Raw genomic sequence first — 24729 nt, 5'->3', positions numbered from 1 at the left:
TACAAAAAAAACCATTGACATAGGCTTCTGATTTAAGTATTGTATTCGAGTATGTTTATAATCAGGAGGTTTATATGAGCAATCAAACTACTACACATCATGTGAAAATGACAACAGCAGATCCATCTGGAATTGGTCTATTTGGATTAGCGATGGTAACACTTGTAGCATCATCTCAAAAGTTAGGCTTAACAGATGGCGTTTCACTTGTATTACCGTGGGCAATCTTTTTAGGAGGATTTGCACAAATCTTTGCTTGCATTCATGATGCAAAGCATAATAATACATTCGGTACAACAGCATTCGGTGCGTACGGTCTATTTTGGCTAGGTGTTGGAATGACTTGGTTAATTCAACTTGGAGTATTTGGCGAAAAATTAGCACAAGCTGCAGATTCAAAACAGCTTGGTGTAGCCTTTATCGGATATTTGATTTTCACAATCTTTATGACAATTGGTGCAATGGAAACACATAAAGTATTATTTATGATTTTCGTCCTTATTGATTTCTTATTTATCGGTCTTTCATTAAGTACTTTAGGTGTTATGCCGCATGCAATGCATAATTTAGCAGCATATTCTGAACTTCTTATTTCATTATTATCTTTCTATGGTTCAGCAGCAGCAGTGTTAAACACACACTTCGGAAAAGTTGTTTTACCAGTTGGAAAGCCGTTTGGTATTTTTAAAAAGTAATAAAAGAGCACAGATGATTGTATAGTCATCTGTGCTTTTTTATTTATTGAAAGCTATAGCAGTCGTCTTTGTTAATTCAGAAATTTTTTGAGAGCTCGCAGAATTACCGTCTATTGTTACATGAACTTGTTGCTTAGGGTTCGCTGTAACTACCCATGCGTTTGGTAAATAGCGTGATTTATGAGATAAGGTGGAAGGGATATTTAAAATATCTCCCATTGCATATAATGTTGCTGATGATCCACCGTCCATTGCCATCGCATTGACAGCACCTTTTTCATAAAGAATATCTTGACAATCTCTCAAGGAAGCACCAATGCTATGAGGTTGTCTACCATCAATGACGAAAAACATAATCGATCCATCTTTTTTCTGAGCCATAATGCTTCGAGGGCCATATCCCCAACCACCATCATTTGTAATCATTTTTTCTCCATTTACAATTAGCTGAGGCATAAATCCAGCAGCGGAAACAACACTTTTATTTAACAATTGGTTAGCAGAAAACTCTCCAGAAACCATTTGTCCATATTTTGTAATACCACTAGTGAGGGTAGGGGTATTAATATCTTTCGGCGTGTTTATAACTTTACCGTTTTCAATAACAATACCGATTCCGGTTTTACCACCACCATGCCCGGTTTCATCCCAAAAACCACTGGCATTGACAGCGGCAACTGCATGGTTTCGCTTTGCCATTACGTATATTTTTTCTCCGACGTCTTTACCTTCTGAACCTTGCTGGGTAACAAGTTTTACGTTGAATGGATTACTAATTGTCATTAATTTCCCTTCGAAAAAATGATCATTATATTTTTTCTTTATTGTTTCAATAGAAACATCTAGTGGTAAATCTTTTCGTCTTTCTAACTCTTTTTTTGAAAGTTTAGAAGTTAAAAATTCACTATTTTTCCATTTTGGATTTGTGATGGATTGAGAAATATCATTTAATTCTTCATCAGACAATAACGTGAATTTTGCATATTGTGGATGCTGAGAAGTTAAAATACTCTCGGCTGCGATAACACGTAAATTATGACCGTATGAAGTACCGAATAAAATAATAGCAGCTCCTATTAGTAAGAATATTGTTAAAAGGGAGGTTGCTTTTAAAAATCTAATAAAATACTTTCTCATCATAAGGACTCCTCTTTCTGTAAAGTGAACAATTGATTAGAGATTGAGCATGATACAAAAACATTTTTTATTTGAAATAAGTAATGTGAAATGATGATAATACAATAATGTTTGAAGATAGATTTGGCAATAGTTGAATATGAATGTAGATATTTAAAATGAAATATAAATAGTCAGATGTGAAATGTAAATAAAAGTAGAAAAAAATCAATTGAAATTGATTCTCATTATTAATATAATGAGAATGAGAATCATTTATTGTTAGAGGGGGATGCCAAAGTGGCAAAAATTTTAATAGCTTATGCAAGTATGTCAGGAAATACAGAGAGTATTGCTGATTTAATTAAAGTTAGTTTAGATGCTTTTGATCATGAAGTAGTATTGCAAGAAATGGAAGGCATGGATGCTGAAGAATTATTAGCTTATGATGGAATCATTTTAGGATCTTATACGTGGGGCGATGGTGAATTACCATTTGAAGCGGAAGATTTTCATGATGACTTAGAAAATATAGATTTAGCTGGGAAAAAGGTAGCGGTGTTCGGATCGGGTGATACAGCGTATGAACTGTTTTGTGAAGCGGTAACGATATTTGAAGAACGTCTTGTAGAGCGCGGTGCAGAGCTTGTACAAGAAGGGCTAAAAATTGAATTAGCTCCAGAAGATGAAGAGGATGTTGAAAAATGCAGTAATTTTGCAATTGCATTTGCTGAGAAGTTCTAAGAATGGGAGTGTCAACGTGGAGACAATGTTAAGTGTAACTGCTATTACAAAGTTAAGAGATGGAAAACTGTTGTTAGCTACTACATATAATGGCTTATTTGTTGAACAAGACGGAGAATGGAAACGAATTTTAAATGGTTTTCAAAAACGAATTAGGGATTTACATAGCGAAGATAATGTAGTTTATGGTGTAGGTGACGAAGGGATTTTTATTCGTAGTATGAATGGTGGAGAGAACTGGACAATTCAGCGTTTTCCAACAAAAGCAACGAGTTGGAATGTATGTAGCAATGTACAAGGAAATGTTGTTGCTCATGGAGAAAAAACGCTGTATCTTTCTAATAATTTCGGTTCGACATGGGAAACTATTCATCCGTTTCTTGAGTATGGCAGTGCGGCACCGTCTATTCGATCGTTATTTTTATATAAACATTACTTATTTATTGGTACGAAAATACATGCTAAATATGGTGGTGTTTGGCTCTTTGATTTGAAGACACGTAAATTAAAGAGGATTAAAATTGCGATGAATCAAATGATCTCCGCGTTGACTTTACACAATTCTTATTTAGTAGCGGCAAGTGGATCGTGCAAGGGAGTTAGCGGGAATATTTCTTATTGTAAAATAGATGAAAGTATTGCAAGTGAAAAAATATATTGGCACACATGTCAAAGTGAGCAGAAAGCAAGTAGTTATTTAGACTTAAGTGTAGATCAACATGTTTTATATACAACTTCAACGCAAAATAAGGCGGGTATTAGTAGTGTGTGCCGTGTGCTTCTTGAAGAAGGTATTGTTACAGTATGTGATTCAGTTAAAGGGCACGGATGGCGCATTGTTAATCAAAAAGAGGGTTATGTAGTAGCCGGATCAGGTGAATTAAAAGCAATGCAGTGGGAACAAAAAATAATTTAAGAAAAAACTTTACTTTTATTATATTGATATGATATAGTATGTTTAAACCATTTTACTTTTAATAATATAGAGATTTAAATGAGCTGTAACTTCCGAGGAGGATAGCAATGTTAAATCTCCTCAGGGGTTGCAGTTTTTTAATATCTGGCTTATTATTGTAAGGTGGTTGAAAATGAATATGTACATATAGGTACATTGTAGGAGGATTTTTTTCATGCAAAACGGTAAAGTAAAATGGTTTAACTCAGAAAAAGGTTTCGGTTTCATCGAAGTTGAAGGCGGAGAAGACGTATTCGTTCATTTCTCAGCTATCCAAGGCGAAGGCTTCAAAACTTTAGAAGAAGGTCAAGAAGTTACTTTCGAAGTAGAACAAGGTAACCGTGGACCTCAAGCTACTAACGTAAACAAGAAGTAATTTTTGAAAAAAGAAGGGCTCGCCCTTCTTTTTTTTTGCACTTTTATAGATGTCCTCCTACTTACATATCATAACAAGACTGAATTTTCATTTATTTATTCGGAGTATTTTTGTATAAAGTACATGAATAAATAAATACTGAAAATAAAGTGTTTGTGTGAAAAGGAATTTAGAAAGAGGTAAATAAATTGAAAAACGCTACACATTTCATTGTGTTTGATATTGAAAGGAATTTCAGACCGTATAAATCAGAAGATCCATCAGAAATAGTTGATATCGGAGCTGTAAAAATAGAAATAGGTACAATGAAGATAATTGAAGAATTTTCGGAGTTAGTAAAACCAAGTGCACGATTAACTCGTCATACAACAAAATTAACCGGTATTACGAAAAAAGATTTAATGGGTGTAGAAAAATTCCCTCAGATTATAGAGAAATTTATTCAGTTCATCGGCGAAGGTTCTATATTTGTTTCATGGGGAAAAGAAGATTATCGCTTTCTATCTCATGATTGTACATTATATGGTGTTGAATGCCCAAGTATAGAAAAAGAAAATAGAATTGATTTGCAAAAATTTGTTTTCCAAGCATATGAGGAATTGTTTGAACATACGCCAAGTTTACAATTTGCGGTAGAACAGCTCGCTTTAACGTGGGAAGGAAAACAGCACCGTGCTTTAGCAGATGCTGAAAATACAGCAAATATACTTCTTAAAGTGTATAGCGAGAGAGATATTAATAAGCGATACAAAAGACATGGTGAACTTGAACTTGTAAAAAACGGAAAACTAACAGAAAAAGCGAAAAAAAAGATGCGAAAATGGGTGTTTAAAGAACTAAAGAAAAATACAGAACGCCCTTTTGAATGGAGTACATTTGAAAGTGGTGACACGTGGGAAAGTATAACGGAAAGATATTATATAAGTGAAAATACAGTAGAACTCCTGAAAAAACATTTTCGTATAGCAGTGAGAAAAGCGGAACGACAGATTAGGTATTTGGCTGAGATGGAGGAGAATACAGAGGTTAAATGAATTGCTCCTCCATCTCTAACTACATACATGTAATAACAGTGTATTGATATTAAATAGGCATCAACTTGTTGTTGTGATTGTACATTATAATTGCTTTGGGAGTGTTAAGACGTAATAAGAGTTTTAAACTGTATTAATAAAATAAAAATATATATAAAGAAAAGAGTGTAGTTTAATGGAAACAATCTTTAACATTTTAACTGTTTTAGTTTTTGGGATAATATTTACCACACAATTAGCATTAACTACACTTTCTTTCATAGTAAAGAAGAATTGGAAAAAACTTAATATCTCTTTAAGTTGTGGTGTATTAAAGTTTAAAATAGAAGAGTAAGATTGAGTTTTGTACAAGGGAGGTATGATAGTGGTAGACTTGGATATTAAAGATGTCACAGTAAAGATGGAATTAAACGGTGTCTTTTGGAATGAGGATCGGATTGCTGAAATGAAGGTGACTACAAAAGAAGAGCATTCTGTTATTCTTCGTCTAGTAGTTGATTTAGAAAGTAAAACTATTAGGGCGACGAGTGCGGAAATAGTGAATGGATTCTGCCCTCTGTGCAAACAGAAAAGGGACGAATGTAGTGAACTTAATGACTTGCAAAACAAAATGGAAATTTTAGAAGAAGCCTACGATTGGGTGAGAGAACATCCGGAATATCGTTTTCAATTATCTTTTTACGAGTACAATAAATTTGAGGTAGTAAAGTGAAATTTGCATTTTAACAACTTATAGAAGGACTTGGTCAACTAGAAATATTGAAGTAGATATTTCTAATGGAAATAAGCCTGTATAACAAGGAAGGGATATATTTGATTCTGCAACAAATGTCATCTTGCATCAAAAAAATTTAAAAATAAACATGTTTTATTATAAAGCAGAAAAATCGATTCTTAGTAGAATCGGTTTTTAATATAAATAAAAGAGCGCTTATTAAAAGCGCCCAGTAACAACAGTTATATGGAAGTATTTATCCCGTAAAAGCCCGATTGGTGAGGGCTAATAATTAGTGGGGGATGAACAAAACCCCACTGATTAAAGTTTCACTTTATTCAATACCGCTCGGATCAAACGAATACTGCTGCTTATTCTCAATCCGCTCAATCACATCTTGCAGCTCATCTGGCTTCAGAAACTCAATAGGAGAGAAGCCTTTTTCAAATGTAAGTGTGTCTGCTTCAATCATAAGTACATATCGATCATTTACCTTCGCAATATGTATTTGATCCCCAAAATCCGCAAGCAACGCCTTCACAGAGATATGATCGGCTTTTAGTTTTAATTCCACTTCAGGAGCATGCTCGACGATTTGAGCGGTTGCTTCCATTACTTCTTCAGTTGAAAATTGTTCCATAATTTCGCGTTTCGGACTGGCAGCCCATACTTCCATCGCTTGGTCGAATTGTTCGCGTTCTTCCGTACCTTCTTCAAATACATCTTCAATTTGGTCGTATACCATGTCCATTACTTGTGTTTTCATAATTTCAGGCATAGAGCGTTCATATTCGACGAATTTTAAGAAGTCTTCAAAGTAGCGGGCATGTGATGCTTGATGTATTTTTAGTTCGCCTACTTCAACCATTCCTTCTTCAGGCATGTACGGATATTGGATAGATTTCATATTCTTTGTTGTGATGGCCATTTCAACGTTACGAATCAGTGTTGATTCATCAGAAATAGAAGCAACCTTTGGTTCAAAGTCGCATTTCATTACGAATACGAATGGATCATCAAAGTATTTGCGTAGTTTTGCCTGAGCAATTAAAAATACACCACCACGTACAGCGCTTGTGTCAAGATATGTATAAACGAGAGGTTCGCTCATATCTTTAAAGTTTTCTTTTGTTTCTGCAAAGCGAATACGATTAAAAAGGTTGTAATGAGGGTTTGAATCAAGTTCGTGCCCTTCTTCTACAATAAAGCGACCAATTTTTGTTGGGGCTTGTTCTGTTTTTGCATGACGTTCTACTTTTCGCTTCGATATTTTTAATAACTCACCATTCAAAAATTCTTTTAAGGAACTATCTTCATATTCTTCAGCGTCTAAAGTTTGAAAATGTTTGTAGCGTTTATCAACTGCTTCACCTTTTCCTTCTACTTGTACAACATAAAAGGAAAGATAATTTATTTCAAAATCCATATTTATCACCTTGTTTCATTTCATTAACTCTTATCAGTATAGAGATGGAAAAAACTTTCGTCAATTTATATAAAGGAAGGGGAAGCCCCTTCCTTTATATAATCTTTATTTTCTCGATTAAAATCCGTCTTCTAATGCTGCGAATGGAATGTTTAGTCTGTTTTCTACTGTGCGTAAACGTTGGTTTAAGCGGTTTAGTCTACGTGTATGGCGCTCAACTGTATTTTCTAGTTGACGAACTCTTTGTTCAAGCTCATTTACGCGTCTTTCTAATTGACGATTTCCAGTGCCAGGAAAAGAGATTGGAAGTTGGAATTGTCTATTTTGGTCATATGGATTCGTGTGCTCTGCTTGATCTATATAAGATTGATATTGTGTTTGTAAGTCATACTGTGGTTGTTGGTACGCATATTGATTATATGGATCATATGGATTGTAGGGATACATAATAACATCCTCCATTTCTTTAAAATAGGTTGAATTCACCATAATGTATGTGCAAAAGCGGAGCGGTGGCACGGCAAATACCTATTTATGTTGACGGGATTTCTCTTTATCCCGCTATTTGCTGGGCAATAAGACCCCCACTGATTACAGTTTCACTTTATAAAAAATAGCTTGAGAGTTTTTGATTTGTATTTCTTTTGTGTAATGGTATATACTGGATAAAAGGGAGAGTTTACATAAAAGTTACAATTCTATCAAACTCAAACTTTTATGTAAATATGTATAGACATTTATAAAAGAAAAGAGTAATTTATATAGAGTGAAAAATAACTTGTAACATTTTATAAACATATTGTAAAATGATTGTAACAAAACATACATAAAAATGAAATAAATACATAATAGTGATGTTGGGGAAAGGGAGAGAGTATATTGTTCCGTAAAGTAAAGGGTATATTAGTTGGGGTGTTATGTGTAGCTATAATGAGTGGCTGTGGTGCAAAAGTAAGTGATGTTGCATTGGTAAGTGATATTGGTGGGCACACTGTAGAGGCTAAAGCAGAAGTACAGGATACTATTAGTTTAGTTGATGGTCGAACTGGTACTGAAGTGAAAAAATTAGATTTATCTAGTTTAGGCTATTTTGAAGATGAAGCGAAATTTAAAAAGTCTGTCACAAAGGTTGTTGGTGAGATTGGAAAAAGCGTCGACAAAAAAATGGTTCCTTCACGTATAGCACCTGATGGAAGTTGGCAAGAAGGAAAACCTTCTTATGAATTAATGGAAAAAGAATTAGTAGATAAATTGTTAAATGTTGGTATGTGGGATGCTACGTATCAGTTGCCGATCGTGGAGAAAAAACCAGTCGCAACATTAAGTGATGCGCAAGGAAATGGTGCGGTAATTGGTAGATATGAAACGAACTTAGGTGGTTCAACAGGTGGCCGTATTGAGAATATTCGTTTGTCAGCAGCGAGCATAAACGGAGTTGTGTTAGCAAAAGGAGACCGTTTCTCTTTTAATTCATTAATCGGTGATACAACACCAGATAAAGGATATCAATTAGGGAAAGAAATAGTTGATGGTAAATTAGTAGATGGATATGGCGGTGGTGTTTGTCAAACATCTTCAACTTTATACAATGCAGCAGATCAAGCTGGCCTGAAAATGGTGGAGAGAACTACACATTCTAAAACGGTAGGTTATGTTCCACAAGGAAGAGATGCTACAATTGCATATCCATATTTAGATTTAGTATTTGAAAATACGAATGATGCACCTGTGAAGCTTTATATGGGCATTCAGGGTGGAAAGCTAGTTGCTGAAGTACATAAAATGAGATAAGAGTTATAAAGCCACCTTTTCTGAAATTTAGAAAAGGTGGCTTTTTTATTATGAAAATAAAAATGTATATAAATTCTGACTTTTCTTATTTACATAGGATGATTTTAGTTGTATCCTTCATAGTAACGGTTATATGTAATGGAAAAATATAGGGATAAGGAGATGGAGTTATTCATGGTACAAATTCATCCGAAAACACGTATTGGTCATGTTGAATTTAAAGTGAAAGACTTAGAGCGTCAAATTGCTTTTTATGAGAATGTTGTAGGATTAGAGGTAATTAAGCAAGAGGGGAATAAAGCATATTTATCTGGAAAAGGTGGAAAGAACGCGTTACTTGTTCTTGAAAAGTTAGAGGACGGGGTACTGCAAGAACCGCGTACGACTGGTATATATCATGTAGCCTTTTTAGTTCCGACTCGTGAAGCTTTTGCTTCTGCGCTATTTGGGGTTCTTCGTAATAAGAATGTAATTGACAGCCCGGATGAGCAAGAAGGGCGTTATACATATTCAAATGAAATTTTACCAATTTCAAGGTTTAATAGTGCAAGTGATCATACATATAGCGAAGCTTTTTATTTGCAAGATTTAGAGGGGAATGGTATTGAAATTTATGCAGACCGTCCGCGTGATCAATGGGGAGAAGGGTCAGGAGGAAGTACACCACTTGATTTAAAAGAATTGGCGACACTCGTTGATTATGAGTTTGATGGTCTGCCTGCTAATACTGTCGTTGGGCACGTACATTTACGAATAGCTGATGTAGAGAAATCACATGAATTTTATGTGGAAACAGTAGGTTTTGAAGTACAACAGCGTGAAGAGGATTGCTTATTTATTTCAGCAGGGGGATATCATCACCATATTGGTGCAAATACGTGGAACGGAGTAAACAATCCACACCCACCAGTATATGTAACTGGACTAAAGGTATATGCTATTGTACTACCGCATAAAGAAGCGTTAGACGAAGTGAAAGAAAGATTAATAGAAAAACAACATGAAATAAATGAAACTACAAATGGGTTTGTGGTGGTAGATCCAAGTGGTATTACAGTGCAGTTTGAAATAGAAGCAGTGTAAAATAAGCGAGAAAGTGTATAATCACTTTCTCGCTTATTTGTGATTATTCATAGCTCAATCCAATATCTTCTTACTATATTCCCATCTTCCTCAGTGAAATCATCATCACGAATCCCGCCGTTATGCAAAATCGTTTTTTCAGAAGCGGTATTCACAGCGTCGCAAACGACAAGTACTTTCGTGATGTCTAACTCCTTCGTTTTTTCTAATGATAATGCTAGTAACTTCGTAGCATAACCTTTTCTTCTTTCAGAAGGGCGAATGCCATAACCAATGTGACCGCCAGCGTTAAATAAATGTTTGGTTAAACTATGACGTATATTAACAGCTCCCACAATTTTATTTTCATCTGTAACAAGCCAATATGTAGAGTCTGGTACCCAAGTTTCAGGGATATTTATTCCGTTATGCGCATCGAGAAGTTCTTGAACCATAGCTGGGAAGTTGGCAGGATTTTTTGAGATAACCCACGGGATCATTGTTTCACCGCTATCTTTCCATTCGTTATAGAAATCTAAGTATTCTTCTTGTAAATCAGTAGTAGGTGTGAGTAATGAGACGTTCATTGTTAGTAAGCTCCTTTATTTATATAGTTTTTATAAAAAATTACGATACAAAGTGAAAGCGTTTTCCGTAATTTCTCAACCTAATTTCATGTAATCCATCTTTGTTTTTTTAGAAAATTAGTGGAGGTTTAAAATTAGAAGTTATTTATTTTATGTTAATATTTAAAATATTAACATAAAACGGTCGGAGTATTAAGTATATTTTAGTATTATCCCTACATGTAAATAAAAGGATGTTTGTGATAATTTTTGTTTTATCTATCTATAATGAATGAAAGGGGGAAGTGCCCGTGAGTGTAGATTTTGATTTTATTATACGAATCGGTGTTGCTGGCTTGTTAGGAGCAATGATTGGTATTGAAAGAGAAATTCGATCGAAAGAAGCTGGATTAAAGACTCATTTCCTCGTAGCGGTAGGAAGTGCGTTAATAATGGTTGTTTCGAAATATGCCTTTTCAGATATTGTGTTTGAAGAGCATATGTCTCTAGATCCAAGTCGTATTGCAGCACAAGTCGTTAGTGGAGTTGGTTTTTTAGGTGCAGGCACAATTATTATTCAAAAGCAGGCGGTGAAAGGATTAACGACTGCGGCTGGTTTATGGGCTACTGCCGGCATAGGATTAGCAATTGGAGCGGGAATGTATGTAGTAGGCATTGGAGCGACGATTCTCGTTTTAATTGGTTTAGAAATTGTAAGTCGTATTTTTAAGGTGCAATTTTTATTTCCACAAAATATAACAGTGCAAATGTTTGTAAATAAACATGAAGCGGTACAACAAATATTAGAAACACTACAAGTGAAAGGCATCCCAATACTCTCATATGAGGTGGAAGCTTCACAGCAAGGTACAGAAACTGTTTATAAGGTAGGGATGCAACTGAAAAATATATCGTCAGAAGAAAAGAATGAGTTTATTCAGCATATGCAAACATTACCGGAAGTTACATTTATAAAGTTAAAATCATAGTGTTGAAAACGAGGATAGATGTAGCAGGAATTTTGCTATTATCTATCTTTTTTGATATAAAATGCAAGGAAAGTCAAGCGTTAATTTTATATGGAATGGATACATGTGTGAACGTTACCTTATTTTTTCTCAATACAGGACAAAAAGTAAAAATAGTAAAATAATGGAGCGGGACACTAAAAATGTAAGGTAGGGGAGAGCATGAAAGGCTATTCAAAGAAAATGTTAGTAGGGGTAAGTTTTGCTAGTTTAATGTTAGGGAGTTTTCAAGGGGTAAGTTTGGCAGAAGATACTAAGGGAGAGCAAGTTTCTTATCGAAATGTGCTCAAAATGGAGCCAGTCGGTGTACAACTACCAGTACAAGAATTAGCTCATTCATCGAAAGTGCTCGAAAGCAAGTCTTTTGAGAAAAGGTTACAATTTGCCGATTTATCACAAAGACCACCTGAGGTGAAAAAAGAAAGTAAGCAATTAGCTGTAGCGAAAACTTATACAATTGCCGAATTAAATCAATTAAGCAATCAGCAGTTAGTAGATTTACTTGTAACAATTGATTGGGAGCAAATTACGGGGCTATTTCAGTTTAATACAGACAGTCTAGCATTCTATCAAAATGATAGTAGGATGCAGGCGATTATTGATAAATTGAAGCAGCAAGGACAAGCCTATACGAAGGATGATTCAAAAGGGATTGAGACATTAGTAGAGGTATTACGTTCAGGATTTTATTTAGGATTTTATAATTCGGAACTTAGTAAATTAAATGAACGGAGTTATCATGATAAATGCTTACCTGCATTAAAAGCGATGGCTAACAATTCAAATTTCAAGCTGGGTACATTAGAGCAAAATAGAGTGGTATCATCATACGGAAAGTTAATAGGAAACGCTTCGAGCGATGTGGAAACGATAACATCAGCTGCAAAGATTTTTAAACAATATAATGATAATTTTTCTACATTAGTAGATAATCTTTCAGCTGGAAATGCTATTTACGATATTATGCAAGGTGTTGATTACGACATTCAATCGTATTTGTACGATACGAGGAAAGCACCGAAAGATACAGTATGGTATCAGAAAATAGATAGTTATATTAATGAATTAAGTCGTTTTGCATTAATGGGAACGATTACAGAAAAAACCGGTTGGCTTATTAATAATGGCATTTATTATACAGGTAGACTCGGTATGTTCCATAGTACAGGAACGAAAGGGTTACAAGTTGTAACAGATGCGATGAAAATGTATCCGTATTTAGGGGAGCAATATTTCGTAGCTGCTGAGCAAATTGCAACGAATTATGGCGGAAAAGATGCAAATGGTAAAGTAGTGAATTTAGATCAAATAAGAGAAGATGGAAAGAAAAAATATTTGCCAAAAACGTATACGTTTGATGATGGGGCAATTGTTTTAAAAGCTGGAGATAAAGTGACAGAAGAAAAAGTAAAACGTTTATATTGGGCGGCAAAAGAAGTAAAGGCACAATTCCATCGTACGGTTGAAAGTGATCAACCTTTAGAAAAAGGAAATCCTGATGATGTATTAACGATGGTTATTTATAATAGCCCAGCAGAATATCAATTTAATCGTCAATTGTACGGTTATGAAACGAATAACGGTGGTCTTTATATAGAAGGAACAGGTACGTTCTTTACTTATGAGCGTACGCCAGAAGAAAGTATTTATAGTTTAGAAGAATTATTCAGACACGAGTTCACGCATTATTTACAAGGTAGATATGAAGTACCAGGGTTATGGGGACAAGGGAAAATATATGAAAATGAAAGATTATCTTGGTTTGAAGAAGGAAATGCTGAATTTTTTGCAGGGGCAACGAGAACGGATAATGTTGTACCGAGAAAGAGTATTATAGGAGGATTATCATCAAATCCAGCAGAGCGTTATACGGCAGAGCGAACGTTAAATGCAAAGTATGGAACGTGGGATTTCTATAATTATTCCTTTGCTTTACAATCGTATATGTACAATAAGAGATATGATATGTTCGATAAAATACATGATCTTATTAGGAAAAATGATGTAACAGCATATGATGCATATCGCTCTACATTAAGTAAAGATGCGGATTTAAATAAAGAATATCAGGACTATATGCAAATGCTAGTTGATAATCGTGAGAAATATAATGTGCCATTAGTATCAGACGATTATTTAGCGAATCATGCATCGAAGCCAGTTTCAGATATTGCAGCAGAAATAACAGCGGAAGCAAAATTGAAAAATGTATCAGTGAAGAAAAATAAATCACAGTTCTTTAATACATTCACACTACAAGGAACATATACAGGAACTGCAGCAAAAGGAGAATATGAAGATTGGAAAACAATTACACAAAACGTTAATGATACGTTAAAACGTTTAAGTGCAAAGGAATGGACAGGCTATAAAACAGTAACAGCATACTTTGTAAATTATCGCGTGAATACATCAGGACAATTTGAATATGATGTTGTGTTCCACGGTATTAATACAGAAGAAGGTGCAGAGAATAAAGCACCAGTTGCAGTTATAAACGGTCCGTATAGCGGAAATGTAAATGAAGCAATTTTATTTACAAGCGACGGATCAAAAGATGAAGACGGGAAAATTACTTCGTATAAATGGGAGTTTGGTGATGGAGCAGTAAGTAATGAGCAAAATCCAACTCACGTATATACAAAAGAAGGAACGTATACGACGAAATTAACGGTAACAGACGATAAAGGAGCAACTAATACTGCTACAGCGACTGTAACTGTTCAAAAGAAAGAAGATAACAGTGTAGAAAAAGAACCGAATAACTCATTCCAAACAGCAAACAAATTGCAGTTAAATCAAGTTTTACGTGCTAGTTTAGGAAATGGCGATACAAGTGATTTCTTTGAAATTAATGTGGAGACTGCTAAAAACCTTCAAATTAACGTAACGAATGAAAATAATATTGGAATGAACTGGGTACTTTATTCTGAAGCAGATTTAAATAATTATGTTACGTATGCTCAGCAACAAGGGAATAAACTAGTAGGTAGTTACTATACGTATCCAGGGAAGTATTATTTACATGTGTATCAGTATGGCGGGGGGACAGGGAATTATACGGTGGAAGTGAAGTAGTAAAAGGGGAGTTATCTTGTTCAATGAATGGAAAAAGGTCTGTACTTTAATGAAAAAACAACTGCAGGCAATGTCTCTAATGATAATAACAAATTAAGTGTCGCGAGATGTTATATTTATATTAAACCAATTTAATCAGTAAATAAGATAAAATAGATGAACTAGTATTTCATCACGATGTAAGAAAAGTTATAAATATTAAGTGTTTTTAATTGAATTAAACTAAAGGATCAGAGTGTATCTGTAACAATAGATAGGCTCTGATCCTTATTATATTTAATTAACGCATATGAATTTAAGATAATTAATAAGTAAGCTAGCTAGCGGGATTCTTAAAATTCATTTATGTAATTAACTAAACAGAAAATTGTTATCACATTAGCAAGGGATACTAATAGAAAAGCGTGTCCCTTTACCTAATTCACTCTCTATTTCTATATCTCCGTTTAATTCTCTAATAATACTATAAGCAATCATAGTACCAAGCCCAGTTCCTTTTTCTGTTGTTGAATAGAATGGCAAAGCAATTCGTTTTATTTGTTGAGATGACATCCCAATTCCTGAATCAATAATATCAATTATGATATTTCCTTTTACTTTTTGTATATTTATTTGTAATAATCCACCATTTTTCATAGCCTCAATTCCGTTTTGGATGATGTTGTTTAGACAGAGTTTGAATTTTTCGGGGTCCCCATTTATATAAAAGGAATCTGTACTATTTTGTTTGATTTCAACTTTGTATGATAGAGCGAGTGGTGAAATAGTATCTTTCACCTGATTTAAAATGTGATTAATATCTATTTTTTCTTTTAGGGTATTCTGTGGTTTGGTTAAAGATAAATAGTTATTAATAGTAGATTGTATTTGCTGCATTTCAATTAACATGATTTCTAAGTATTGATCCTGAGATAGCTTAGAGGCATGTTTTTCATTTAATAATTGAGTGAATCCATGTACCGTGGTTAGTGGATTGTGGATTTCGTGTGCAATTGACGCTGCTAGTTCGCTAGCTATATAAAATTTTTCAGCCCGTTGCAGTTTTTCTTTCATTTTATATTTCTCAATCATTTCCTCTATAAAATAAACTGATAATAGTACTGTGAAAATATTAATGACTATATAATTTAATAAAAATTCTATGAGAGTAGAGTCTATTTTACCTCCTGTATTTATTTGAGTTACAATACCGCAAATAGAAAGGGAAGCTGTACATACTAAAATAAGAAGTAAGCTTAATAATATCTTTTTTTCTTTAAAATACATAGGTAATAAGTAACGAAAGAGCATTGTTATAACAGAAATGATAGTAAAGATAATAAATGATGGAAGAACGCCATTTCCGCCTAAGTAAAACCGGTAAGAAAGATATAAAATTCCTATAAAAACAATGTTTTTTGTATTTCCATATAGAAAAACTAATATTATAGGAATAAAACGTAAATCATAAATAAATCCCACATGTAAATGAAAAGGAAAAGTCATACAAAAAATAATAGAAATGGAGGAAAGGATAGAAAATAACATATTATTACATGTTATTTTTTCTTTAAACTCTAGCCAAAATACGTGATAGCTAAGGATACAAATTATTATAATAAAGGTATTTAATAAAAGAGTAGAAATTCCCATAGTTTTGCATCTCCGATAGTTTGTAAGTAGAATTATGTATGAGTTGGACATAGATGTTTAGTATTAGTAGACTTTTTATCTAAAAAAGGAAGGGTACTTGAAAAGTGCTGTTATATTACTCGTATTAAAATTGATAAGGAAAATAGAAAAAAATAATAGATAAAAAATCTATTTAAATTTATGTACATATGAAATCATAAACTAACTTTTGTATAGGTGAAATTTGGATTGAGTTACTGATAAAATAAGTCTTTTTAAGTATGAATATTCTGTGAAAAAGATATGCGTGGTGACTCCTGTTTTGTAGCCTTCGTTATATTAACATGGAATATATCAAATTACAAAGTGAAATTTTAGAAAAATTTTATTAGTACATTTTATCTGAAATAGAAATGCTATTTATTTGAGTATTTTGGTACTTACTCGTATAAAACTTTGTTAGAAAAAGACTTTAAAATTTACATGTTTTTTATGAAGTGTAATATTGTAGCTTTATCTATGGGGCTTTCTCAATAACTATTAAGGCGAAAAGTTAAAATATATAGGTTTATAGATATGAATTATTACATAAAAACGCACTTAAAAAAGGATGTATGATGGTAATAGAATACAAACATCAAGGGGGAACTTAAAATGAAGTTAAATAAACTAGTGCTTAGTTGTGGAGTAGTTTCAGCATTAACACTTGGTGTGTTAGGGAATAATACTTATGCTGAAGAAGTACACAAAACGAATGATCCAATTCATGTAGTTGAACATGTTTCTGCAGACTTATTATTAACCCAAACAATGAATTATAGTGGCGAGGCTGTAACTTCTTTCGTATATGATGGGAGTACTGACTTAAGCTTCTCTATGAAAAATAATGGTCAAAATACAATGGGATATAGTGTAAAAGGTCCAAATACAGAGCTAATTGTTGGTGGTTATATAAAACCTGGAGAACAACAAATTAATGTTACAAATGTACGGAATGCTTTATCTCCATTACCGAATGGAACATATAAAATTTACGTTTCAAATGATGATGGTTCTAAGGGGCAATTCCAAGTTTCAGTAAGATCTATGAATTAAATTTAAAACGCTTTGTTTTTAAGTTAATTTAATCTTTGCTTATTGGAAAGAAGCTAAAATGAATTGAGAATTACCGATAAAAATGAAAACGAGCACCTTATCTAATTGTGAGAGGGTGTTCGTTTTTTGCTATTAAACAGAAAATAATTATAAATATATTTTGATATCCCCATTGCTAACCTACTAGATTGTGTCAACGAGAGAATGTCTACTATAAAAGATATTTAAATAAAGATGATGTAACATTCCGCTAAATTATATGGGGAAATAGAAAAACCACCCTTATATGAGTGGTTTTTAGTAATTATTTTTAGGTTATACATTTAAAATTAGGCTAAGTTATAGAAATAATAAACATTTAATCCGTTGTTATTATTTTGGTTCTGGATAATGATTGTAGTATGAGATTCTAATAAATTCTTGGTAGACATTTGTTAATTTGGCATCTCTAAGAGCATCGTTGAATTTTTGCATACGTACACTCCCTTGAGCGTAGCCTCCACCTGGAGTATAAGGGTTTCTAGCTTCAAAGTCATCCAAAAATACTTTTAATTTTTTATAGTCTTGAGATTGATAGAAAGCCACGGCCTCTTCAGGAGTGACATCAAAGTAAGAGGATGACGTTGAGTTATAAGAAGCTGCTTGAGCAGTAGGTGCCTCTAGCATAGTTGCAGCTCCACCGAACATAGTAAGCGCCATAGAAGATACAATAATTTTTTTAAACATAATAAAACCTCCATGTAGAATATTAGATTAACAGTAATCCTGTGATCATTATAGTTACAACGAAAAAGATTATCAAATGCAATATTGCATAATATATCCCGTTATTTTTGGGCAGTAAGACTCCCGCCCAAAAATTCAATGAAAGCAAAGAAGTTAGGTGGGAATCGGGCGGATTAAAGTTTCGCTTTATTATTTGAACGAGAAGTCACCTTTATATTTAAATGGAGGAGTGTAATAGATTAAAAGAGGTGTATAAATTACTCAGGTTAACAAGAAAATGAAAAGGCTATTTTTAATAGGGGAAAGCTTAATAACTGGAGTAAAGGAATTGCTATTTATATATTTAACATACATATTTGTCTTTTAAATTGTAGGCGTGTTTTAGAATTTGTATATAGTAAATTCGTTAAAAAACTTGATAAATAATAAAATGTGTAAATTTTTTGACTATTTTATTAAAATTATTTAATATTTGTAATTTATTGTTTTATAATGATAATTGGGTCGATCGTGAATGTTTTAGATATTGCGATATATACTCGGATTAATTTATTCTAGGGAGGTTACAAAATTGGGTAAGAGAGTCATTATAAGAGTTTTTACATTATTATCAGTACTGGCATTATTCCTTAATGTATTTTTACCTAGGGCTAGTGCAGAGGTTATGACGCATGAGAAATATTCAATGGACTGGAGTTATAGTAATAGTCTAGGTAAGTACATTCGCACTGAAATGATTAAAAATTCAAGTGGTCAAATTGCTTATTGCTTAACCCTTGGATTAAAATCACCAAATGGTGAAGATCTTCCTGAAATGGGGAAAACAGATAATGTAGTATATAGAGTCTTATTAAATGGTTTCCCGCAAAAAAGTGCTGAACAGCTGGGAGTAGCTAATAAAAATGAAGCGCATTATGCAACGCAACTTGCGGTTTGGAATGCACTAGGTCAACTTGATGTAAATGAACTGAAACATGCGAATAAAAATGTTGAAAAAGCGGCTAAGACAATTATCAATGCTGCTAATAATAGTGGGGATACGCAAGATATTTATATGAATGTTATCCCAGCTGAAAAACAAAAAGCAGAATTAAAAGGTGAATTCTTCGAAACGAATCTATATACAGTACAAACAAATGCTAAGAGTGGTTCTTATAAAGTAGTAGCGAAAAATGCACCTAATGGAGTTAGAATTGTTAGTGAAAATGGAGAAGTGAAAGATCAGCTTTCAGTTGGAGAAAAATTTCGTATCCAAATTCCTAAGAATACAAAAACGGGTGAATTTAATTTAAGTGTTGCTGCTAATTTAACTAAAGTTCAAGCAATTGCTTACCGTGGTACGGATACTGTTCAGAATGCTACAGTACTATTAGAGAGAAATGAAGAAAAGCTTAGTAGTGATCTTGCAGTAAATTGGGAAGCAGCTGGTTCTTTAAAAATTAAAAAGGTTGGAGAAAATGGAGAAGTTTTAGCTGGTGCAGTATTTGAGGTCTTTAATGCAAATAATGAATCAGTCGGAAAAATCACGACTGGTGCTGATGGTATGGCAGAATTAAACAACTTACCAATTGGTACTTACACATTAAAAGAAATTAAAGCACCAACAGGCTATGTTTCAGATGATAAACCACAAACTATTGAAGTTAAGACAGGGGAAACAGGAGCTGTCCAAATAGTAAATAACAAAGTAAAAGGTAACATCGAAATTAAAAAGCTTAGTGATTCAGGAAAGATTTTACCAAATGTTGAATTCACAGTCTTCACTGAAGATGGAAAAGAAGTGAAAAAAGTAGTAACAAAAGAAAATGGAATTGCAAACGTTGAAGATCTTACGTATGGTAAATATTATTTCTTAGAGACAAAAACACCTAATGGATATATTGGAAATAAAACAAAGTATCCTTTTGAAATTAAAGAGCACAATAAAACACTTACTTTTACAGTGGAAAATACCGAAGTGAAAGGTAGTGTAAAATTACTAAAAGTAGATAATGAAGATATTAGTAAAAAATTAGAAGGTGCAGCATTCGAGCTAAAAGATGCAAATGGAAAAGTAGTTGGGGAATATAAGACAGATAAAAATGGTGAGATTAACGTCAAAGATTTAGCGTATGGTAAATATTCATTTGTAGAAAAGGCTTCTCCAAATGGTTACGTTCTTGTTAAAGAACCGATTATGTTCGAAATAAAGGAACATGGAAAGATTATTGAGTTATTGGCAGTTAATCATCTTATCAAAGGTGATCTAGAAATTACAAAGGTAGATGTAGCTGATGGAAATAACAAGCTTCCAAATGCAGAATTTACGATTTATAACGAAGCAGGAAAAGAAGTAGTAAAAGGAAAAACAGACGATAAAGGAATCGCTAAATTTGAAAAGTTACCATTTGGAAAATACACATATAAAGAAACTGTTGCACCAAACGGTTATGTATTAAATGAAGAAACGTTCTCTTTTGAAATTAAAGAGAATGGTCAAATTATTAAACACATTGTCAAGGATGAAAAGATTCCTTCAATAAAAACAACAGCTACTGATAAAACAGATGGTACAAAAGAAATGCACACGTCTAAGTCTGTAACAATCCAAGATAAAGTGGAATACAAAGATCTACAAGTAGGTAAAGAGTACACTGTAAAAGGTAAATTAATGAATAAAGAGACTAATAAACCATTAGTTGTAAATGGTAAAGAAGTAACTGTTGAAACGAAGTTTACACCAAAAGAAGCAAATGGTTCTATTACACTAGATTTCACTTTTGATGCAACTGGTTTAGAAGAAAAAGAAGTAGTAGTATTCGAAGAGTTACTGAAAGACGGAAAAGTTGTTACGACACATGCTGATATCAATGATAAAGGTCAAACAGTTAAGTTCGTTAAGCCATCAGTAAAAACGACAGCAACAAACAAAGCTGATGGTGGAAAAGAGATTCATTCAAAGGATTCTATCACTATTCAAGACAAAGTGGAGTATACTAACTTAGTTGTAGGTAAAGAGTACACTGTAAAAGGTAAACTAATGAACAAAGCTATTAACAAACCATTATTAATTGATGGAAAAGAAGTAACAGCTGAAACGAAGTTTACTGCAAAAGAAAAGAACGGTTTTGTAACATTAGACTTTACTTTTGTTGGTGCTGAACAGCAAGGAAGAGAAGTAGTCGTGTTTGAAGATTTATTACATGAGGGTCAAGTAATTGCAACTCATGCTGACATTAACGATGTAGGTCAAACAGTTCGATTTGTAGAACCTTTTATTAAAACGACAGCAACAAACAAAGCTGATGGTTCTAAAGAGTTAGATGCTTCTAAAACTGTAACAATCCAAGATAAAGTGGAATACAAAGACTTAATTGTGGGTAAAGAGTACGTTGTAAAAGGCAAACTAATGGATAAAGCAACAAACAAGCCATTATTAGTTGATGGTAAAGAAGTAACAGTAGAATCTAAGTTTACTGCTAAAGAGAAGAATGGTTCTATCACATTAGACTTCACTTTCAATGCTTCTGCATTACAAGGTAAAGAAGTAGTAGTATTTGAAGAACTGTATCAAGATAATATATTAGTAGCTATTCACGCTGAAATTGAAGATAAGGGACAAACAGTGAAATTTAAAGAGGGAAAATCGGAACAACCAAAACCAGAACAGCCAAATTCAGGTAAAAATACGCCAACACCAGAGCAACCTAACGAGCAAGTAAAAGAACAACCACAACTTAAGAAAGAAATTCAATCTAAAATTGGATGGTTACCGCAAACAGGTACTAATCTTACAAGTTGGATCTCTATGGCTGCAGGAGCATTACTGTTAATTGTTGGTGGAGTGATTTTCTTAAAACGTAAAAATGCATAGAAATTAAAAAATAAGCACATCTGTTTTTATAACAAGATGTGCTTATTTTTATCATTTTAGCCAAGAAGACTCCTATATTTAAGCGTGAATGGCATTTAAAATAGCAACTTTATTTGTAGTAAACAATACATAATTTTGTTTTACTGTTTTAATTAAAATACGGTCTGTTGTCCCATAAGCTGTTCCAATACGTATTACATCTACTTCTTCAACACCAGCATAGGTAGCATCTTCGGTAACCTCAATCACATCACGTAATGGAATTGTAATCTCCGCCAATTGCCATGAAATAATTAACTCTTCATTTGTTTTTTTTACATTAATGCCTAGCATTATACCAAGACCTTTCAATAATAATAATAATAATAATATGCTACACTTCTAATCTTATTATATAAATTTTTAGATTATTTATCTATATATAGGAATAGAATTTATTTCTATTTGTGAGCATCTTAATGATGTCAAACAAATAGAAGGATATACAGTCTTTCTATTAAGAAATATGTTAAGAACAAAATTTTACTTCAAATTAATATGAATTTGATATGGTTGAGATATTATGAACGAGAAACAGTAAGAGTTGCAGGAAGGAAATGAATAATGAGACTTAAATTAGTAGGGATTTTCATTTGTGTAATTATGATGTTAGGTATCTTTATAATTTACACCAATCAATCTATTGGTAAAGAATCAGATAAGATGAACTATGAATCTCGTGAAAACTTCATAAATAAAGGAAAGATAGTAGAGGAAAAAGGCAATCAAAATACAATGAAAGTTCTTTTGCTAGTATACAGGCTGTAGTTAATAAGGAATATGGATTACCCGAAGACTTAGTGGACAGAATTGTTACTGCATTAACAGGTAAACCTAATGTGTAAATTATTCAGTGTTTATGAATTCTATTATTACTATTTAAAGCCTAATTTCTCAATGTATTGTAGAGAAATTAGGCTTTTTTTATCAATTCATTAAAGTTTTTATAATTCAAGGACTCAAGTTAATGATTATATTTTCAAGTATTCGTTTTGAGCTACATAGATATAGTTTTCGTTGCAACTGTTTGTTGAAATATTTTATCATGCTCAACAATAACCATTGTGGGATTAAATTGTTGAATAAGTTCTTCAATCTGCATGCGGGAATAGATATCTATAAAATTTAGTGGTTCGTCCCATATATATATATGAGCTTTTTCACATAAACTTTTAGCGATAAGCAGTTTTTTCTTTTGTCCACCAGAATAATGAGATATATCTTTTTCAAATTGAATTCGGTCAAAGTCCATCTTACTTAGGATGGACTTAAATAAGGTTTCATCAATCTTGTGCTCTTCAATAAAGCCTGATAGTGATCCCTTCAAATGAGAAGTATCTTGTTGGACATAGGAAATGATGAGTCCTGTACCTAAAGTAACTAAGCCTGTATGCTGTATCGGATGTCCTAGAATTAGTTTTAGGATACTACTTTTTCCGCTCCCATTCGTTCCATCAAGTACAATTCGGTCACCTTGTTCAACTATGAAGCTAATCGGCTCATTCACAATTTGATCATTGTACTTAACGGACACGTCAACTAAAGTAACCAATTCATTTGATTTAAATTGCAATTGTTCCAATTTTAATGACTCAGTTTTTTCCACATTTTTTAGTAATTTTGATTTTTCCTCAATAGCTTTTTGTTGCCTTGATTCAAGGTTTTTTGCTCTTTTCATCATCTTGGCTGCTTTATGACCTACAAACCCCTTATCCAACTTAGAGCCTGAATTCCTCGTTCCATTTTTTGAAGCTTCCACGTCATTAGACCAACTTGCTGAACGTTTGGAAGACTGTTTTAATCGCCCTATGTCTTTTTGTAGACGCTCATTTGTAGCCTTCTCGTGTTCTTGCTGTCTATCAAAATTTAACTTCCAAGAAGAATAGTTACCACTTTGAACTTCAATATTTGCTCTATTAATAGATAGGATATGGTCAACGCACCCATCTAAAAAGATTCTGTCATGTGAAATTAAAATAAATCCTTTTTTCTTCCTTAGATAATCGGAGACTATCTTTCGTGCATCTGTATCTAAGTGATTTGTTGGTTCATCAATTAATAGAAATTGACCCGCATTTAAAAACAGTGCAGCAAGCAACACTTTTGTTTGTTCCCCATTTGATAATGTTTTAAATGGTCTGTACATGACCTCAGCATCAACATTTAAATAGGATATCTCACGTAGAAGTTCCCAATCTGCGGCTTGGGGACAAATTTCTTCAAGGATTTCATGAGTGAATTTGTTCTTATCTGAAACAGAGTAGGGGAAGTAATTGAATTCTACTGAAGCAAGGATTTTCCCGCTATACTCATAATTCCCTAACAATAAATTAAAGAATGTCGTTTTACCTCGTCCGTTTCTACCAATAAATCCTAGCTTCCAATCCGTATCTATTTGGAAGTTTACACTTTCAAAAATATTATCAAAGCTACCTGGGTATGAAAAAGTTAAGTCTTGGACCTTTATCATTGACATAATAATTCCTCCTTTATATATCGAAACGTTTCATATAAAGTCGGAACATCCATCCATTTTTTAATTCCTCTATATAAGTTTGATGGATATTAACGACTTATATAGAGCATTACATGTGTAACAATAGTATCTGAAGTACTCATTTTTCTCGCTCCTTTATTTGTGAAGTACATTTAACAATTAGTAAGTTTCAACTAAGACAAACGGGAATAAAAAAATCCCCCAATTTGTAATCGGAAGGATTAGTCTTTCGTCTATACTTAATAAGTACTTATTAATCATTTGAATCATGACAAATAAAGTATGAACTGAATTTTAAAAATGGATAGACTAACCCTATATT

At 33.1% G+C, this 24729-nt stretch carries 20 protein-coding genes and 1 pseudogene; 13 read left to right on the top strand and 8 right to left on the bottom strand.

What is annotated here, in order from left to right:
• Nucleotides 1–74 precede the first annotated feature (74 nt).
• Nucleotides 75–695 (top strand): acetate uptake transporter, encoded by a 621-nt coding sequence (locus BHV55_RS17575; RefSeq protein ID WP_000070938.1) that lies wholly within the window; start codon nt 75–77, stop codon nt 693–695.
• Nucleotides 696–734: 39 nt separating this feature from the next.
• On the opposite strand, the gene BHV55_RS17570 is transcribed toward BHV55_RS17575, so the two are convergent.
• Nucleotides 735–1832 carry a phosphodiester glycosidase family protein gene (locus BHV55_RS17570; protein ID WP_070756869.1) on the bottom strand — a complete coding sequence of 366 codons (1098 nt, stop codon included), beginning with the start codon at nt 1830–1832 and terminating at the stop codon, nt 735–737.
• 279 nt (nt 1833–2111) lie between these two features.
• Here BHV55_RS17570 and BHV55_RS17565 point away from each other — a divergent pair, with 279 nt between their 5' ends.
• The 5 genes from BHV55_RS17565 (at nt 2112) to BHV55_RS17545 (ending at nt 5632) form a co-directional block, all read left to right on the top strand.
• The gene (locus tag BHV55_RS17565) at nt 2112–2555 is read left to right on the top strand and encodes a flavodoxin (protein WP_001062752.1); all 444 of its coding nucleotides are present in this window, start codon (nt 2112–2114) and stop codon (nt 2553–2555) included.
• A gap of 16 nt (nt 2556–2571) precedes the next feature.
• Nucleotides 2572–3471 (top strand): WD40/YVTN/BNR-like repeat-containing protein, encoded by a 900-nt coding sequence (locus tag BHV55_RS17560; protein WP_000449526.1) that lies wholly within the window; start codon nt 2572–2574, stop codon nt 3469–3471.
• Nucleotides 3472–3685: 214 nt separating this feature from the next.
• Nucleotides 3686–3886: a cold shock-like protein CspB gene (cspB, locus tag BHV55_RS17555; protein ID WP_001179150.1), complete on the top strand. Its 201-nt coding sequence runs from the start codon at nt 3686–3688 to the stop codon at nt 3884–3886.
• A 188-nt stretch (nt 3887–4074) separates the two neighbouring features.
• Nucleotides 4075–4920, top strand: a complete 846-nt coding sequence (locus BHV55_RS17550; RefSeq protein WP_070756868.1) for an exonuclease — start codon at nt 4075–4077, stop codon at nt 4918–4920.
• 364 nt (nt 4921–5284) lie between these two features.
• A complete protein-coding gene (locus tag BHV55_RS17545; RefSeq protein ID WP_000227983.1) occupies nt 5285–5632 on the top strand; it encodes a hypothetical protein in 348 nt (115 codons plus the stop codon).
• Between the two features lie 337 nt (nt 5633–5969).
• Here BHV55_RS17545 and BHV55_RS17540 read toward each other — a convergent pair whose 3' ends face one another.
• Together BHV55_RS17540 and BHV55_RS17535 are read right to left on the bottom strand one after the other, a co-directional pair.
• Complete coding sequence (locus tag BHV55_RS17540) at nt 5970–7061, bottom strand: DUF3900 domain-containing protein (protein ID WP_000345046.1); 1092 nt, start codon at nt 7059–7061, stop codon at nt 5970–5972.
• A 117-nt stretch (nt 7062–7178) separates the two neighbouring features.
• Nucleotides 7179–7508: a hypothetical protein gene (locus BHV55_RS17535; protein WP_000283715.1), complete on the bottom strand. Its 330-nt coding sequence runs from the start codon at nt 7506–7508 to the stop codon at nt 7179–7181.
• Nucleotides 7509–7940: 432 nt separating this feature from the next.
• Between BHV55_RS17535 and BHV55_RS17530 the strand changes: the two genes are divergently transcribed.
• Complete coding sequence (locus BHV55_RS17530; protein WP_000488972.1) at nt 7941–8852, top strand: VanW family protein; 912 nt, start codon at nt 7941–7943, stop codon at nt 8850–8852.
• 174 nt (nt 8853–9026) lie between these two features.
• The gene (locus BHV55_RS17525) at nt 9027–9935 is read left to right on the top strand and encodes a VOC family protein (RefSeq protein ID WP_070756867.1); all 909 of its coding nucleotides are present in this window, start codon (nt 9027–9029) and stop codon (nt 9933–9935) included.
• Nucleotides 9936–9982: 47 nt separating this feature from the next.
• Here BHV55_RS17525 and BHV55_RS17520 read toward each other — a convergent pair whose 3' ends face one another.
• Entirely contained in the window at nt 9983–10501 is a 519-nt protein-coding gene (locus BHV55_RS17520; protein ID WP_001103121.1) for a GNAT family N-acetyltransferase, read from the bottom strand.
• A 290-nt stretch (nt 10502–10791) separates the two neighbouring features.
• Between BHV55_RS17520 and BHV55_RS17515 the strand changes: the two genes are divergently transcribed.
• Both BHV55_RS17515 and colA read left to right on the top strand, forming a co-directional pair.
• Nucleotides 10792–11469: an MgtC/SapB family protein gene (locus tag BHV55_RS17515; RefSeq protein ID WP_000109720.1), complete on the top strand. Its 678-nt coding sequence runs from the start codon at nt 10792–10794 to the stop codon at nt 11467–11469.
• 201 nt (nt 11470–11670) lie between these two features.
• Entirely contained in the window at nt 11671–14586 is a 2916-nt protein-coding gene (colA, locus tag BHV55_RS17510) for a collagenase ColA (protein ID WP_070756866.1), read from the top strand.
• A gap of 378 nt (nt 14587–14964) precedes the next feature.
• Here the strand turns inward: colA and BHV55_RS17505 are convergent, their stop codons facing one another.
• Nucleotides 14965–16218 carry a sensor histidine kinase gene (locus BHV55_RS17505; RefSeq protein ID WP_069605272.1) on the bottom strand — a complete coding sequence of 418 codons (1254 nt, stop codon included), beginning with the start codon at nt 16216–16218 and terminating at the stop codon, nt 14965–14967.
• A gap of 633 nt (nt 16219–16851) precedes the next feature.
• Here BHV55_RS17505 and BHV55_RS17500 point away from each other — a divergent pair.
• Nucleotides 16852–17292, top strand: coding sequence for a hypothetical protein (locus BHV55_RS17500; protein WP_000773525.1), 441 nt, complete (start codon nt 16852–16854; stop codon nt 17290–17292).
• Nucleotides 17293–17664: 372 nt separating this feature from the next.
• On the opposite strand, the gene BHV55_RS17495 is transcribed toward BHV55_RS17500, so the two are convergent.
• Nucleotides 17665–18018 (bottom strand): hypothetical protein, encoded by a 354-nt coding sequence (locus BHV55_RS17495; protein ID WP_000473483.1) that lies wholly within the window; start codon nt 18016–18018, stop codon nt 17665–17667.
• Nucleotides 18019–18589: 571 nt separating this feature from the next.
• Here BHV55_RS17495 and BHV55_RS17490 point away from each other — a divergent pair.
• Nucleotides 18590–21871, top strand: a complete 3282-nt coding sequence (locus tag BHV55_RS17490) for a VaFE repeat-containing surface-anchored protein (protein ID WP_070756865.1) — start codon at nt 18590–18592, stop codon at nt 21869–21871.
• 78 nt (nt 21872–21949) lie between these two features.
• On the opposite strand, the gene BHV55_RS17485 is transcribed toward BHV55_RS17490, so the two are convergent.
• A complete protein-coding gene (locus tag BHV55_RS17485) occupies nt 21950–22204 on the bottom strand; it encodes a SunI/YnzG family protein (RefSeq protein WP_000900695.1) in 255 nt (84 codons plus the stop codon).
• A gap of 270 nt (nt 22205–22474) precedes the next feature.
• Between BHV55_RS17485 and BHV55_RS17480 the strand changes: the two are divergent.
• Nucleotides 22475–22707 (top strand): annotated as a pseudogene (locus BHV55_RS17480) (hypothetical protein); the annotation flags it as partial.
• Between the two features lie 200 nt (nt 22708–22907).
• Here BHV55_RS17480 and BHV55_RS17475 read toward each other — a convergent pair.
• Entirely contained in the window at nt 22908–24386 is a 1479-nt protein-coding gene (locus tag BHV55_RS17475) for an Lsa family ABC-F type ribosomal protection protein (RefSeq protein WP_000061799.1), read from the bottom strand.
• Between the last annotated feature and the right edge of the window lie 343 nt (nt 24387–24729).

The sequence above is a fragment of the Bacillus sp. RZ2MS9 genome, from assembly GCF_001816185.2.
Classification (GTDB): Bacteria; Bacillota; Bacilli; order Bacillales; family Bacillaceae_G; genus Bacillus_A; species Bacillus_A cereus.
Note: the sequence above shows the minus strand (reverse complement) of the source record. Positions and strands in the feature narration are given on the sequence as shown.

Excerpts from the sequence above, each read along its gene's own strand:
- BHV55_RS17575 (WP_000070938.1), top strand. The coding sequence starts at position 75 with ATGAGCAATCAAACTACTACACATCATGTGAAAATGACAACAGCAGAT.
- BHV55_RS17570 (WP_070756869.1), bottom strand. The coding sequence starts at position 1,832 with ATGAGAAAGTATTTTATTAGATTTTTAAAAGCAACCTCCCTTTTAACA.
- cspB (WP_001179150.1), top strand. The coding sequence starts at position 3,686 with ATGCAAAACGGTAAAGTAAAATGGTTTAACTCAGAAAAAGGTTTCGGT.
- BHV55_RS17540 (WP_000345046.1), bottom strand. The coding sequence starts at position 7,061 with ATGGATTTTGAAATAAATTATCTTTCCTTTTATGTTGTACAAGTAGAA.
- BHV55_RS17535 (WP_000283715.1), bottom strand. The coding sequence starts at position 7,508 with ATGTATCCCTACAATCCATATGATCCATATAATCAATATGCGTACCAA.
- BHV55_RS17525 (WP_070756867.1), top strand. The coding sequence starts at position 9,027 with ATGGTACAAATTCATCCGAAAACACGTATTGGTCATGTTGAATTTAAA.
- BHV55_RS17520 (WP_001103121.1), bottom strand. The coding sequence starts at position 10,501 with ATGAACGTCTCATTACTCACACCTACTACTGATTTACAAGAAGAATAC.
- colA (WP_070756866.1), top strand. The coding sequence starts at position 11,671 with ATGAAAGGCTATTCAAAGAAAATGTTAGTAGGGGTAAGTTTTGCTAGT.
- BHV55_RS17505 (WP_069605272.1), bottom strand. The coding sequence starts at position 16,218 with ATGGGAATTTCTACTCTTTTATTAAATACCTTTATTATAATAATTTGT.
- BHV55_RS17500 (WP_000773525.1), top strand. The coding sequence starts at position 16,852 with ATGAAGTTAAATAAACTAGTGCTTAGTTGTGGAGTAGTTTCAGCATTA.
- BHV55_RS17495 (WP_000473483.1), bottom strand. The coding sequence starts at position 18,018 with ATGTTTAAAAAAATTATTGTATCTTCTATGGCGCTTACTATGTTCGGT.
- BHV55_RS17485 (WP_000900695.1), bottom strand. The coding sequence starts at position 22,204 with ATGCTAGGCATTAATGTAAAAAAAACAAATGAAGAGTTAATTATTTCA.
- BHV55_RS17475 (WP_000061799.1), bottom strand. The coding sequence starts at position 24,386 with ATGTCAATGATAAAGGTCCAAGACTTAACTTTTTCATACCCAGGTAGC.